This is a genomic window from Arthrobacter stackebrandtii, assembly GCF_017876675.1.
Lineage (GTDB): Bacteria > Actinomycetota > Actinomycetes > Actinomycetales > Micrococcaceae > Specibacter > Specibacter stackebrandtii.
Map to the genome: position 1 here is coordinate 405900 of NZ_JAGIOI010000001.1, position 12895 is coordinate 418794.

Below are 12895 nucleotides of genomic sequence, written 5' to 3' on the forward strand. Positions count from 1 at the left end.
ACCGCAACCCAGTAGATTTGTGTGAATGAAGACTCTTTTGGTTACCGGTGGGGCCGGGTTCATTGGTTCTAATTTTGTCCATTATGTGCTTGAGCACACGGAGATGTCCGTGACGGTGTTGGACAAGCTGACGTATGCCGGGAATTTGGCGTCGTTGGAGGGTTTGCCGGCGGAGCGGTTCACGTTTGTGCGTGGTGATATTTGTGATGCGGGGCTGGTGGATTCGCTGGTGGCTGGGGTGGATGCGGTGGTGCATTACGCGGCGGAGTCGCACAATGACAATTCGTTGCAGGATCCGCGCCCGTTCCTGGAGACGAACATCATTGGCACGTACACGCTGATTGAGGCGGCCCGCAAGCACGGCAAGCGGTTCCACCACATCTCCACCGACGAGGTTTACGGGGATTTGGAGTTGGATGACCCGCAGAGGTTCACGGAGGAGACGGCGTACGCCCCCTCGAGCCCGTATTCGTCCACGAAGGCCGGTTCGGACATGCTGGTCCGTGCCTGGGTGCGCTCCTTTGGCCTGGCGGCGACGTTGAGCAACTGCTCGAACAACTACGGCCCGTACCAGCATGTGGAGAAGTTCATTCCGCGCCAGATCACGAACGTGATCGACGGGATCCGTCCCAAGCTTTATGGTGCGGGGGAGAACGTGCGGGACTGGATCCATGCCGATGACCATTCCTCGGCCGTGCTGGCGATCCTGGAGCGGGGCCGCATTGGGGAGACGTACCTGATCGGTGCCGACGGGGAGAAGAACAACAAGGACGTGGTGGAGTTGATCCTGTCGATGATGGGCCAGGCCCCGGACGCGTACGACCATGTCATTGACCGTCCCGGCCATGACCTGCGCTACGCGATCGAGTCCTCGAAGCTGCGCACGGAGCTGGGCTGGGAGCCGGAGTTCGCGAACTTTGATGCCGGCCTGGCCGAGACCATCAAGTGGTACCGGGAGCATGAGGGATGGTGGCGCCCGCAGAAGGCCGCGACCGAGGCGAAGTACAAGGAACAGGGCCAGTAACCGTCATGGGCATCGAATTTTCCAAGCCGCTCACGGCCACGCAGACCCCGATCCCCGGCGTCATCCTCTACGAACTGCCGGTCCATGGTGACAACCGGGGCTGGTTCAAGGAAAACTGGCAGCGGGAGAAGATGCTGGCCCTGGGCCTGCCGGACTTCGTCCCGGTGCAAAACAACATCTCCTTCAACGAAAAGGCCGGCACGACCCGCGGGATCCATGCCGAGCCGTGGGACAAGTTCATCTCCGTCGCGACCGGGAAGATCTTCGGCGCCTGGGTCGATTTGCGCCAGGGCCCCTCGTTCGGGGCCGTGTTCACCACCGTCATGGACCCCTCCCAGGCGATCTTCATCCCGCGCGGGGTCGGCAACGCCTTCCAAACCCTGGAAGACAACACCGCGTACACCTACCTCGTCAACGACCACTGGTCAGCCGACGCGCAGGGCCAGTACACCTTCTTGAACCTTGCCGATGAGCAGACGGCCATTAACTGGCCCATCCCGCTGGGGCAGGCCGAACTCTCCGAGAAGGACAAAAACCATCCCCGCCTGGCCCAGGTCACCCCCATGGCGGGCAGGAAGACCCTGGTGCTGGGCGCCGACGGGCAACTCGGCCGCGCCCTGCGCACCCTCTACGCCGGGGATGCCAGTGTCGAGTTCGCGGCCCGGGACGGCTTTGACCTGAGCAACCCGGACTCCTACACGGGCCGGAACTGGAGGAACTACGCCACGATCATCAACGCCGCCGCGTACACCGGCGTCGACACGGCAGAAACCCCCGCAGGCCGCACCCAGGCATGGGCCATCAACGCCACCGCCGTCGCGGACCTGGCCAAGGTCGCGACCGCGCACGGGATCACCCTGGTCCACATCTCCAGCGACTACGTCTTCGACGGCACCACCAACCTCCACACCGAGGACGAGGCCCTGTCCCCGCTGGGTGTCTACGGCCAGTCCAAGGCCGCCGGCGACCTCGCCGCGGCCACCGTGCCAAGGCACTACATCATCCGCACCAGCTGGGTCATCGGGGACGGGAACAACTTCGTCGCCACCATGGCATCCCTCGCCAACCGGGGCATCAAACCCGCCGTCGTCAACGACCAAACCGGCAGGCTCTCCTTCACCACCGACATCGCAGCAGCCATCAAACACCTCATCGACACCGGTGCGGCCCACGGCACCTACAACCTCAGCAACGACGGCGAGCCCCAAACCTGGGCAGACATCGCCGCCGACGTCTACGAACTCACCGGCCACCACCGCGCCGACGTCACCGGCACCAGCACCGCCGACTACTTCAAGGACAAAAACGCCGCCCCCAGGCCCCACCACAGCACCCTGGACCTGGCCAAAATCAAGGCCACCGGATACACCCCCGCCCCCGCAGCACAACGCCTGCGCGAATACCTCGCATTTATGTCGCCGATCACATAACGAAATGCGGTAGTTGACCGCATGAATCTGAGATACTGGAGTAGAAACCCCGCACAGTAATGCGAGCCGGTATAACAGCAGAAACCCCCCAGGGCGGTTCTCTTTAGGCGACGCCCAGACCAAGATCCAACTGTAAAGCAATTGCGTCGTTATTGAGCATCATTGGCGGCAACTCTTCAAACAAAGGACTGATCCCGCCAATGACAAAAGCAGTAGCCATCCTAGGGACACGCGGATACCCGAGTTATTACGGAGGATTTGAGACAGCAGTTCGTCGTTTGGCGCCGTATCTCGTTGACAACGGGTGGGAAGTTACAGTTTATGGCCGTCCTGGTGCTGTCAAAGTCGACGACCCAGAGCTCGACCGTCGAGTTGTAGCGATCAATACCCAAGGCATCGATTCCAAGAAGCTGAGCACGCTGACATTCGGTTTCACGTCCGCGTTGTCGACAATCGTAGCCAAACCTGACGTGGCGCTCATCATGAATGTTGCCAACGGTTTCTGGCTGCCGTTACTTAAGATGCGAGGCATCCCCACGGTTGTAAATGTCGACGGCATCGAGTGGGAACGTGCAAAATGGGGTAAGGCCGCGCGAAAGATGTTCCGTGCCGGTGCACGCTTCACCGCTACCTTTGCCAACCACTTGATTGCAGATGCAGAGGAAATTCAGCATCGATGGGAAACAAAGACGCATCGTCGTCTGGACTTCATACCCTATGGCGGTGACGTACCCGGGAGCTTGCCGGTGCCACGGGGAGTTACACCAGGAAACTATGCTCTCCTCGTCGCACGATTTGTCCCCGAAAATACCATCAATGAGTTCTTGGAGGCTGCGCGAACGATCGCAAAAACTCACGATGTCGTACTCGTCGGCACTGCGGGATATCAAGATCCAATAGAAGACAAAGTGAGAGAGCTCGTTGAGTCTGAAGCTAGAGTTACATGGCTGGGACACGTCAGCAATGACGAAGTCCTACACGGCTTGTGGCAGCATGCCGGCGTCTATTTCCATGGTCACAGTGTCGGTGGAACAAATCCAGCACTTGTTCAGGCCATGGCTTGCACAACACCCGTAGTTGCACGTGATACACCCTATAATCGTGAAGTCCTAGATGGTGCCGCGCTTTTTGTGGAACCGACACCAGACGAGATCGCCTCCGTCTGCCTCAAGGTGCTAACCGACTCTGATCTTCGACGAGAACTCGGTGAACGAGCATATGCTCGCTCTCGGTCCCACTACAGCTGGGAATCAGTCTGCGGCGCCTACGAGACGCTTCTAGAGAAGGCCATCGAATCTGGAAGTCGACATATTCGGATCTAAGACGAGCCGCTTTGTTGAAACTGTCAAATTTCTGGAGATTGGTGACAGTTTTATGCGTCAGGACTTAGGCGACGGTTGCCGTGGTTTATTTTCCAAAGGGTGTGCGGAAATTGGTGATGCCAACGTAGCTGATGCCTTTCGGTGGCCATGCGTAGCCTGCGATGATCTCACCTTGGGTGTTGGCGAAAGTGATGCCTTGAGCAAACCAGATCGCGGTGACAATTCATCCGCGCATCACCGCGGTCAAGGTGAATATGGTCCGTCCGATGTAGACGCCTCCATTGGAGTAGACCTTCAACTACTGGCTTCCGTGTCCCCAAGGATGGGTGATGCTCCTAGTGATTGTCCGCGGGATGCCCGTCTCCAAGGCGGTTTCTTCCCCCGCCTCGGCAACGGCAACCGTGGGTTCTGCTTGGTTCATGGAATCGAAACCGGGTTGGGCAACACTACTGGAATCTGAGCAAGGAACGCTAGCCTGCGCAAGGTTCGAGAAGGGTGCGGGCCTGGGGAGCTTCGGTGATCTCTGTGGCCTCCCAGGCTTGTTGTAGGGTACCCGTCCGGGTAAACCTTGGAGCGGGCGTTCGGTGTAGTAGATCAGGTCGAACCCATCAACCAACTCTCGCAGTTCTTGAAGAGTGTCTGCCAGTGGGTGCTTTTCTAACCAACGGAACTATGTCTGTTGAAACCTTTCGTTCATTCCCTGCGTGGTGGGATTGTCGGTGATCCCCTCGACCCCGAGGGAAGCCACATAGGTAAAAAGTTGTCCTACGTATGTCGCGCCGTGGGGAACTCGAGGCCGCACCGTTGTCCGTCAGCAAACTTTGCGGCACCCCGCGGGCTGCGGTGTCTTCGTTCACTACCGTCAGGCTCGCTTCGCTGCTTTCGGGCCAGGCCACGTAGGTGGCGACCACGAGACGGGAATGGTCATCCTGGAGCTGGAAGATCACGCATTTGGGCCCTACGGTGAGGACATACTCGATGGCGTCCAATTGCCAGCTGGCATGCAGCGCAAGATAGACAAATCTGCGGTGCGCAGCACGCGCTCGCTTCTCCGGCTCCGCCCAGGCAACACCCCCGCTCCCGAAAGACCCGAGCCAGCGACGCCTCGGACGGGGCATCCACCCGTCAGTGCCACCATCTTGTCGTGCACGCTGATCGGGCCGTGGCCCAGCCCCCGAGGAATCCAGGGCGGCATGCACCTTCACCGCTTCGTACTTGCGGTGCTCAGAGACTTTCGTGGGCGAGGTCTTCGTCCGGCGTGAGCGTCCGCAGACTCCAAGGCAGCAACCTGGCCCTCATCACGGGCCCTACCCCGGGTCACATAGAAGCTCTTGCGCCTCATCTCATGCTCAGTGCAGAAAACGTGGTCACGGCGCCCCGTGAGGCGTCTTCGGGCCATTGGGCGATAGCGAGGCGGCCACGAAGATCTACAGGCTCATTCATATGCGCCCACATTCTTTGCCACCGGCACCGGACGCCCGACGAAGTTCAATTCCGGCGGGAAGTGTCACCACCAAGAGGGCCGTTGTGTCACCGATGGGCTGAGGCAGAACTGTCACCGGTGCCCTGCGAGATAACATCATTACTCAACTACTGAGAGGCTTGATTGTCCTGTTGATGAGGTTGCGCGATCACCAGCGGGAAGAACGTCCTGTACGTGTCGCACCAAAATCAACAGTCCCTTGCTACCTTTTTCGACTCCGGTTCCGTCAAGTTCAACCGTCCACAGCGGCAACGACTGAATCCAGCAACCCGATTACAGCATCTTGGCCAACAGCAGGCCCAGCCCCGACTTCGCCATTGGTGCCCAATAGAATGGCACTCGGCACACCAGGGATACCGAGAATCGTGGCCGCCATGGAAGAGCCGTCATGTAAGGCAGACTCTGCCTCGCCAGCATAGGCCTTCGTCAAGCTTTCCAGGCTCCGACTGGTTACGACCTTGATCTGGACCGCTGCGTGCATCTTGGCGCGCCACTCCGGCAGCGCTTCGATGATCGGTGCGCAGGCGTCGCATCCGGGACGACCAAAAATCAGCAGCTGGGCTTGTTTACTTGATAAGTCACGCAAGGTTACGGCTTGGCCGGTGGAGTTTGTCAATTGGGCTTCCGGAATTGGTTGGCCTGACCAATCAGCCCCAACCAATTCATCAGAGGCACCGGATGCGCTGCTCGCGGATTTCATCCGAGGAATCACTGTCCACCCTACGAGCAGTGCCACAATACCCATCCAAAAAAAGTCACTGACATCGAAGTTGGCAACGGCGCCTACGACTCCGACTGATCCGTCCAGCCCAAATGCAAGGATCAATGATCCAATGGTCAGCGCGATGTTGCGGAGGAGGGTAGGCGGCCCCACGTGACCGGAGAACATTGCTCCAAAGCAGTTGCACTCGACAACATCCCGACGAAGGATGGTCCGGGCCACCAGAAATGTGAATACTCCGAAGAGTACAGCAGCGAAAGCCCCAAAGATTCTTAAGCCCAGACCGGATGCAAGGACCAATCCCCCACCGATGCAAATCTCAGCAATCGGCAAGGCTACTGCCACCAAGCGTGATTGCAAGAACTTCGGCAAGACAAACGATGCGGCAGCGGCCTGCGTCGCAGAAGGTGTTCGAAGTTTCAGCATTCCGCTGGCAATGAGCATCATTCCTAGCGTTAGTGGCAAGAGAAGTTGAATGGACGAGACCATCATGATCTTTCAGTTGGGAGCATCCGTTTGAGGTGCCACGCTCTGCCAGCAACATCCACGGAATCAATCCTCGGCATACTGCAATTCACAGGCGCAGGCTTAGCACGAGAGTACCTATATGACTCTATCGGTTCTGCTGCGCCTTCGACGCCGCTTTGCTTGCAGACAGAGAGTTCCGATCAACGTCATGTGAATTGCTTGGGGCGCATCTCCGAAGAATTCGGAAATGCGCCCCTTGCAGTTCAACGAACCGCGGTTCTCAGTGAGCGGCAGGGTTAGTTGGCGCTGCAAAGAATGAGAGTTGATGAAACATTGGCGGACGTCTTGGCGCCCGTCGCGGTATCACCGGCAGGAACGGTGGCCACTGCATTCAGTGTAAACGCAACGCTGATGGACAATGTGGTGCGCATTTCAAGTGTGGCGCCAGGAGCCAAATCCGCGTCCAAGGTAATCAAGCGATCAGTACCGCTGAGTACGGAAACACTAGCCAGTCCGCCAGTGATGCTGAAAACGCCAATATTGGCGATGCCCGAGCCCGAAACGGCAATAGTGGTGCCTGCAGGAATCGGCGCAGTGGCCGAAGCTGTCAGGGTGAATCCGGGGCCAAGGACTGCCAAAACGCCACAGGTCCCATTCAGGGCAAACGCGCCCGCATCAAGTCCGGATGCGCTGGCCGCCGGTGCGGCAATGGCTGCTGCGATGACTGGTACGGACCAGGCGGCGCCCTTGACTACGGCGCGGCGGTTGCGAGGCTTGTTGGCAAGACCCTGCTGTTCAATGTCAGACATGATTTCCCCCTAAGGAATGTTGACTTGCTATGTCCGCCCACCATCGGGCGACAGCATCCAGTCAAGCCCGGTGCTGCCTGTATTTCATCGAATCGATGCCCAGGTGTCGCAAAATGCGTTCTGGGCTGTCGCGGAATGAGCGCTTACCCACGTTGGGCACTTGACTATGCGGGCTGTTTGGCGCGGCGCTGCTCGCGGGCCCTGTCGCGTATTTCCGTGGGAGTGCCGGCGCAGGCGTCGCGCAGCGCCCGGCGCATCTGGACAACGGAGGAGAATCCTGACTGCACGGCAACCTGGTCGATGGTGAGGACGTCCAGCAGGGGGTCCTTGAGCTGGAGGATGGAAAGGTCGACGCGGTGTTGCAGGATGACGACGGCGATGCTGGCGTTGTGCGACTTGAACTCCCGCTGCAGCTGCCGGAGCGAGACGGACAATTCCCTGGCCAGCAACTCCGGCGTCAGGGCCCCGTCCCCCGCTCGTGCGGCGATGTAGTCCATGGCCTGGTCGAATATTCCCTTGCGGCGGGTGGCGACGAAGCGTGCGCCGCGGTTCTCCAACATGATGCCGCCGACCATTTCATGGACCAGCTTTTCCATGAAGTAGGAGGCCACCGAGGTGGTGTCCACGTCGGTCAGCGCCACCTCGCGCAGGAAGCCGAGCACGGGTGAGAGCATGGCCGATTCGGGGTCGAGTCCGCGCATGCCGTGGATCACGCCGACCCCGAAGTCCCGGAGCACTTGGGCGGGGAGGGAGACCGCTACAAGCTGGGCGTCGGCTGCCACTGCGACATCAAAGTTGGAGGTCCTGCTGAAGGCCCAGACGTCGCCGCGGCCGGCTTTGACGGGTGGCTCACCGGGCGGGCTGAGGAGTGCCAATTCGCCATCAACGACAAAGACCAGTGAAAAAGTGTCATCAGGCCGGTCGTCGGCAGCGATGGTGCACTCGCCCGCCTGAAGGTGCAGTGCCGTGACGGCGGTGGCGCCGAAGTCGATCCCCACCACGGTGCAGTGCTGCCCGCTGCCGAGGCGGAGGTTGAGGTCATAGTTGGGCGTGAGCCTGGGCAGGTGCATGGTGCCTGACTGCCCTGTGCGCGATGTGACCTTAAAACGAATTGCAGACACTGCCGTCCCCCGAGGCTCCCGTGCGGGGCAGGTCCCCGCATGGTGCCAATGTACGACAGCGGGCAGCACTATTAGCGACACCGAATGGCTAGTTTCGTTGGCCGTTCGGATAAGCCGTACGGCTATTGACGGGGCCCGCACCCGCCCAGGTTACCGGGTCTGATTGAGTGCGTCCTCGGCGGCGACCCAGGCAAGCATGGCGCACTTGACGCGGGCCGGGAATTTGGAGACGCCGGAGAGTGCCGCGGCGTCGCCGAGGATGTCCTCGTCGGCCTGGATCTTGCCGCGCGAGCGCATAACCTCGCGGAAGTTGTCCACCAGCACCTGCATTTCCCCGCGGTCCAGCCCCACGACCATGTCGCTGAGGATGGAGGCCGAGGCCATCGAGATCGAGCACCCGTCCCCGGCCCAGTGGATGCCGGACACCTTGCCGGCGTCGGTCTCAATCCGCAGCGTGATCTCATCGCCGCACACCGGGTTGAGCTGGTGGCACTGGCCCACGTTGGCGGGCAGCCCCTCCCCCGACATCTGCTCGGGTGCCAGGTCGCCGCCGCGCCGGGTCTTGGATTCTTCCAGGATGATCTGCTGGTACAGCGAATCAAGCTCACTCATGGCCTATGCCCCTTCCACGCCGAAGTAGCTGCGAACCCCGGCCACGGCGGCCAGGAAAGCGTCGACGTCGGCGGTTGTGTTGTACAGGTAGGCGCTGGCCCGGGTGGAGGAATTCAGGCCGAGGCGGCGGTGCAGCGGCTGGGCGCAGTGGTGGCCCACGCGGACGGCGATGCCGGCAGCGTCAAGGTACTGCCCGACGTCGTGCGCGTGCACGCCGGCCACCTCAAAGGCGGCAAGGCCTGCCCGGGGGACGCCCGATTCCGGGCCGAGGACCCGGATGCCGGGGATCTGCTCCAGGCCCTTGACCATGCGTTCGCCAAGTTCGGCCTCCCAGGCGTGGATGCGGTCCATGCCGGTTTCCTTCAGGTAGTTGCAGGCGGCGGCCAGGGCGACGGCCTGGGAGATGGGCTGGGTGCCGGCCTCGAAGCGCTGCGGGGCGGGCAGGTAGCCTGCCTCCTCCATGGTGACCGTGGTGATCATGGAGCCGCCGGTGAGGAACGGGGGCATGGCGTCGAGGAGCTCGGCGCGGCCGTACAGCCCGCCGATGCCCGTGGGGGCCAGCATCTTGTGGCCGGAGAACACGGCAAAGTCGACGTCGAGCGCCTTGACGTCCAGGGGCAGGTGCGGGGCGGACTGGCAGGCGTCCAGGACCACCAGCGCGCCCGTCCTGCGGGCGAGGGCCACGAGTTCGGCGACCGGGTTGATGACGCCGGTGACGTTGGAGACGTGGGTGAAGGAGAGGACGCGGGTCTTGGCGTTGATGAGCCCGGCGGCGGCGGCCATGTCCAGGGTGCCGTTGTCGTGGACGGGGATGAAGCGCAGGGTGGCGCCGGTGCGGCGGCACAGCTCCTGCCAGGGGATCAGGTTGGCGTGGTGCTCCATCTCGGTGACGAGGACCTCGTCGCCGGCAGAGAGCGCGAACCGGCCGGCCGCGGCGGAGACCGGCCCGACGCTGGCGTTGCCGAAGGAGTAGGCAATGAGGTTCAGCCCGGCCGTGGCATTTTCAATCCACACGAGCTCGTTGCTGTCCGCACCGATGAAGGCGGCGACAGTTTCGCGGGCATCCTCGAAGGCGTCCGTGGCGTGCACGGCGAGGGTGTGGGCGCCGCGGTGCACGGCGGCGTTGCGCTGCTCGTAGTACTCCTGCTCCGCCTCCATGACGCTCTGCGGATTCTGCGAGGTGGCGCCGGAGTCCAGGTAGACCAGCGGCCTGCCGTTGACGTCCTGGTCCAGAATGGGGAAGTCGTTGCGGATGCGCAGCACCTCGGCGTCATTCAGCGGCCCGTGGACATCGTGCAAAGTGGATACTGTCACCAAAATAGCGCTCCTGGGGCAATCGTGGAACCGCCCGGCTCCCGGACGGCTTCCGACGTACGGCAATACGTCAGAACAATCTCACCTAATTGTCGCATTGATTGGCGGGTCCGGCACCACAGGCATGGCTAAGCTGACCTCCTTGTGACTACGCTGTGCACATGGCAAAGGTGCAGGCCGCGGTGGTTGGCGGGGGAATTGTGGGCGTGGCGGTGGCACGGGAGCTGCTGGCGTCCGGCACGGCCGCGGCCGTCACGTTGTTTGAGAAGGAGCCGCAGCTGGCCGCCCACCAGACGGGGCACAACAGTGGCGTGGTCCACGCGGGACTGTACTACGAGCCCGGCGGACTGAAGGCGGCGCTGTGCCGGCGCGGGGTGGGCCTGCTGCAGGAACTGGCCGCCCGCCGCAACGTCCCATATGAGGAATGCGGCAAGGTGGTGGTGGCCCGGAACGGGGCCGAGCTGGCGCGGCTGAAGGTCATTCATGCCAGGGCGCTGGCCAACGGTGTGCCGGACGTGCGCATGGTGGACGCCGCGGAGCTGGCCCGGATCGAGCCGCACGCCCGCGGCATCGCGGCGCTGCACTCCCCCACCACCGCCATCACCGACTACGCAGCCGCCACCCGGGCCCTTGCCGAGGACTTCATCGATGCGGGCGGGGAGCTGGTGCTGGGGCAGGAGGTCGCCGGGATGCAGGAGCGGGGCACGCAGGTCCTGGTGGAGGCCGGGCCGCGCTCCGCCGCCTTTGACCTGGTGGTCAACTGTGCGGGGCTGCAGTCGGACCGGCTGGCAAAGGCCTCCGGCGACGCCGACACCCCGCGCATCGTGCCGTTCTTTGGCGCCTACCTCCTGCTCAGGCCGGACCGGAGGCGGCTGGTCAACGGCCTCATCTACCCGGTGCCGGACCCGCGCTACCCGTTTCTGGGCGTGCACCTGACCAAGCGGATCGACGGCGAGGTCATGGTGGGCCCGAACGCGTTCCTGGCCGGCGGGCGCGAGGCGTACGGCGCGCTGCAGCTGGTTCCCCGCGACCTGGCCGAGGTGGCCGGCTTTGCCGGATTCTGGCGCTTTGCCGCAGGCAACATCCCCGCAGCGGTCCGGGAAGGGCGGACCGTGCTGAGCCGGCGGGCGTTCGTCCACGCGGCACGGGCGTACGTGCCCGAGCTGGCCGTGGCGGACGTGGTGCCGGGCCGGCGCGGCATTCGGGCCCAGGCCATGAACGCCGACGGATCGCTCGTGGACGACTTTGCCATCACCGGCAGCCGGCGCATCCTGCAGGTGCGCAATGCGCCGTCGCCCGGGGCCACGTCCTCCATGGCCATCGCCGAGCACATTGTGGCACTGGCGGGCGGCCGGGCATGACGGCCGAAGGGAAGGCTGCTGCCCCGGAGCGGGGAAGGCTGCGGCGGGAATGGGCGCTGACGGCCCTAGCCTGCACGGCGTCCGCCACCCTGCTGGCCGCGGTGGTGGCCGGCATCCCGCAAAGCCAGCCGTCCGCCGTCGGACAGGCCGGCGTGGCCACCGTGACCGTGACCGACACCGCCTGCGGCGCCCAGCTGCCGCAGCAGCCCACGGGCCTGCGCAGCTTCGTGGTGGAAAACAGCGGCTCCGCACCCCAGGAGGTGTACCTGGTGGCGATGCCCGCGGTGGGCTCCGTGGTGCGCACGATCGTTCTGGGGCCGGGGACGTCCGTGCCGCTGTCGGCCGTCCTGGGGCCGGGGCAGTACGCGTTCCAGTGCCTGCTGGGCGGGCAGGAGCAGGGGCGCTCGCCGGAGTTCACCGTGGCGGGGCCGGTGCCGGAGGGCGCCAACCCGGGCATCGCCGAGACCTTTACGGGGGAACTGCAGAAGGCCGACAACCTCTACCTGAAGTACGTGGACCATGTGCTGGAGCAGCTGGACGCGGACCTGGGCACGCTGTCGGCCTCGCTGGCCTCAGGCGACCGGGGGCGGGCGCAGTCGGACTGGCTCACGGCCCGCCGGGAATGGTCGCTGCTGGGTGCGGCCTACGGCAGCTTCGGCGACCTGGGCGAGAGCATCGCCGGAAGCCCGGACGCCTCCCTCGGGGCGGCCGACCCCAACTTCAAGGGCCTGCTGCGGATTGAGCACGGGCTGTGGCACGGCGAAAGCCCGGAATCGCTGGTGCCGCTGGCGGACGCGGCCAGGGCGGACGTGGCCGCGCTGTCGGCGCAGGCGCCGACGCTGGTGGTGCAGAAGGGCTCGCTGCCGCTGCGCGCCCACGAGATCCTTGAGGACACGCTGCGCGACCAGCTCTCCGGCCAGGCCGACCAGGGCGCGGGCATGGCGCTGGCCATCACGGCCTCCGACGTGTCGGTCACCCGGACAGTGGTCACCGACCTCGCCGCCAGCCTGGATTCGAGGCGCCCCGGGTTCACCGACGAGGTGGCGGCCGGCTTGGACGCCATTGACGCCGCCCTGGCACCCCTGCACGACGGCGACTCCTGGACCCGGCTGCAGGACGCCTCCCCGGCGCAGCGGCGGCAGGTCAACGCCGCCGTGTCCGCCGCCCTGGAGGTCCTGGCCGACATCCCCCAGCTGCTGATCCTGCCGCAGGGCAGCGAATAAACCTCAA

The 12895-nt window shown here is 63.4% G+C and carries 10 protein-coding genes; 5 read left to right on the plus strand and 5 right to left on the minus strand.

Annotated elements, in window-relative coordinates; translation table 11 throughout:
- Positions 1 to 25 precede the first annotated feature (25 nt).
- The 3 genes from rfbB to JOF48_RS01690 all read left to right on the plus strand — a co-directional run bounded on the left by rfbB (position 26) and on the right by JOF48_RS01690 (position 3776).
- On the plus strand, positions 26 to 1024 hold the full coding sequence (gene rfbB, locus JOF48_RS01680; RefSeq protein ID WP_209676713.1) for a dTDP-glucose 4,6-dehydratase: 999 nt from the start codon (positions 26 to 28) through the stop codon (positions 1022 to 1024).
- 5 nt (positions 1025 to 1029) lie between these two features.
- A complete protein-coding gene (locus tag JOF48_RS01685) occupies positions 1030 to 2454 on the plus strand; it encodes a sugar nucleotide-binding protein (protein ID WP_209676715.1) in 1425 nt (474 codons plus the stop codon).
- Positions 2455 to 2606: 152 nt separating this feature from the next.
- Positions 2607 to 3776: a glycosyltransferase gene (locus JOF48_RS01690; RefSeq protein WP_209676717.1), complete on the plus strand. Its 1170-nt coding sequence runs from the start codon at positions 2607 to 2609 to the stop codon at positions 3774 to 3776.
- Positions 3777 to 5491: 1715 nt separating this feature from the next.
- Here the strand turns inward: JOF48_RS01690 and JOF48_RS01695 are convergent.
- The 5 genes from JOF48_RS01695 to JOF48_RS01715 form a co-directional block, all read right to left on the minus strand.
- Positions 5492 to 6472 (minus strand): MauE/DoxX family redox-associated membrane protein, encoded by a 981-nt coding sequence (locus tag JOF48_RS01695; protein ID WP_209676719.1) that lies wholly within the window; start codon positions 6470 to 6472, stop codon positions 5492 to 5494.
- A gap of 272 nt (positions 6473 to 6744) precedes the next feature.
- Entirely contained in the window at positions 6745 to 7257 is a 513-nt protein-coding gene (locus JOF48_RS19455; RefSeq protein ID WP_245346362.1) for a hypothetical protein, read from the minus strand.
- A 164-nt stretch (positions 7258 to 7421) separates the two neighbouring features.
- Positions 7422 to 8327 carry a helix-turn-helix domain-containing protein gene (locus JOF48_RS01705; protein WP_209676721.1) on the minus strand — a complete coding sequence of 302 codons (906 nt, stop codon included), beginning with the start codon at positions 8325 to 8327 and terminating at the stop codon, positions 7422 to 7424.
- Between the two features lie 201 nt (positions 8328 to 8528).
- Positions 8529 to 8990: a Fe-S cluster assembly sulfur transfer protein SufU gene (gene sufU / locus JOF48_RS01710; RefSeq protein WP_209676723.1), complete on the minus strand. Its 462-nt coding sequence runs from the start codon at positions 8988 to 8990 to the stop codon at positions 8529 to 8531.
- 3 nt (positions 8991 to 8993) lie between these two features.
- A complete protein-coding gene (locus tag JOF48_RS01715; protein WP_342591122.1) occupies positions 8994 to 10304 on the minus strand; it encodes a cysteine desulfurase in 1311 nt (436 codons plus the stop codon).
- Between the two features lie 161 nt (positions 10305 to 10465).
- Between JOF48_RS01715 and lhgO the strand changes: the two genes are divergently transcribed.
- Entirely contained in the window at positions 10466 to 11665 is a 1200-nt protein-coding gene (gene lhgO / locus JOF48_RS01720) for an L-2-hydroxyglutarate oxidase (RefSeq protein WP_209676725.1), read from the plus strand.
- On the plus strand, positions 11662 to 12888 hold the full coding sequence (locus tag JOF48_RS01725; RefSeq protein WP_209676727.1) for an EfeM/EfeO family lipoprotein: 1227 nt from the start codon (positions 11662 to 11664) through the stop codon (positions 12886 to 12888). Before lhgO ends, JOF48_RS01725 begins: the two co-directional genes overlap by 4 nt.
- Positions 12889 to 12895: the final 7 nt, after the last annotated feature.

Bases quoted from the DNA above. Each gene is read 5' to 3' on its own strand.
- lhgO (WP_209676725.1), top strand. From the start codon at position 10,466: ATGGCAAAGGTGCAGGCCGCGGTGGTTGGCGGGGGAATTGTGGGCGTG.
- JOF48_RS01725 (WP_209676727.1), top strand. From the start codon at position 11,662: ATGACGGCCGAAGGGAAGGCTGCTGCCCCGGAGCGGGGAAGGCTGCGG.
- rfbB (WP_209676713.1), top strand. From the start codon at position 26: ATGAAGACTCTTTTGGTTACCGGTGGGGCCGGGTTCATTGGTTCTAAT.
- JOF48_RS19455 (WP_245346362.1), bottom strand. From the start codon at position 7,257: ATGTCTGACATTGAACAGCAGGGTCTTGCCAACAAGCCTCGCAACCGC.
- JOF48_RS01685 (WP_209676715.1), top strand. From the start codon at position 1,030: ATGGGCATCGAATTTTCCAAGCCGCTCACGGCCACGCAGACCCCGATC.
- JOF48_RS01705 (WP_209676721.1), bottom strand. From the start codon at position 8,327: ATGCACCTGCCCAGGCTCACGCCCAACTATGACCTCAACCTCCGCCTC.
- sufU (WP_209676723.1), bottom strand. From the start codon at position 8,990: ATGAGTGAGCTTGATTCGCTGTACCAGCAGATCATCCTGGAAGAATCC.
- JOF48_RS01695 (WP_209676719.1), bottom strand. From the start codon at position 6,472: ATGATGGTCTCGTCCATTCAACTTCTCTTGCCACTAACGCTAGGAATG.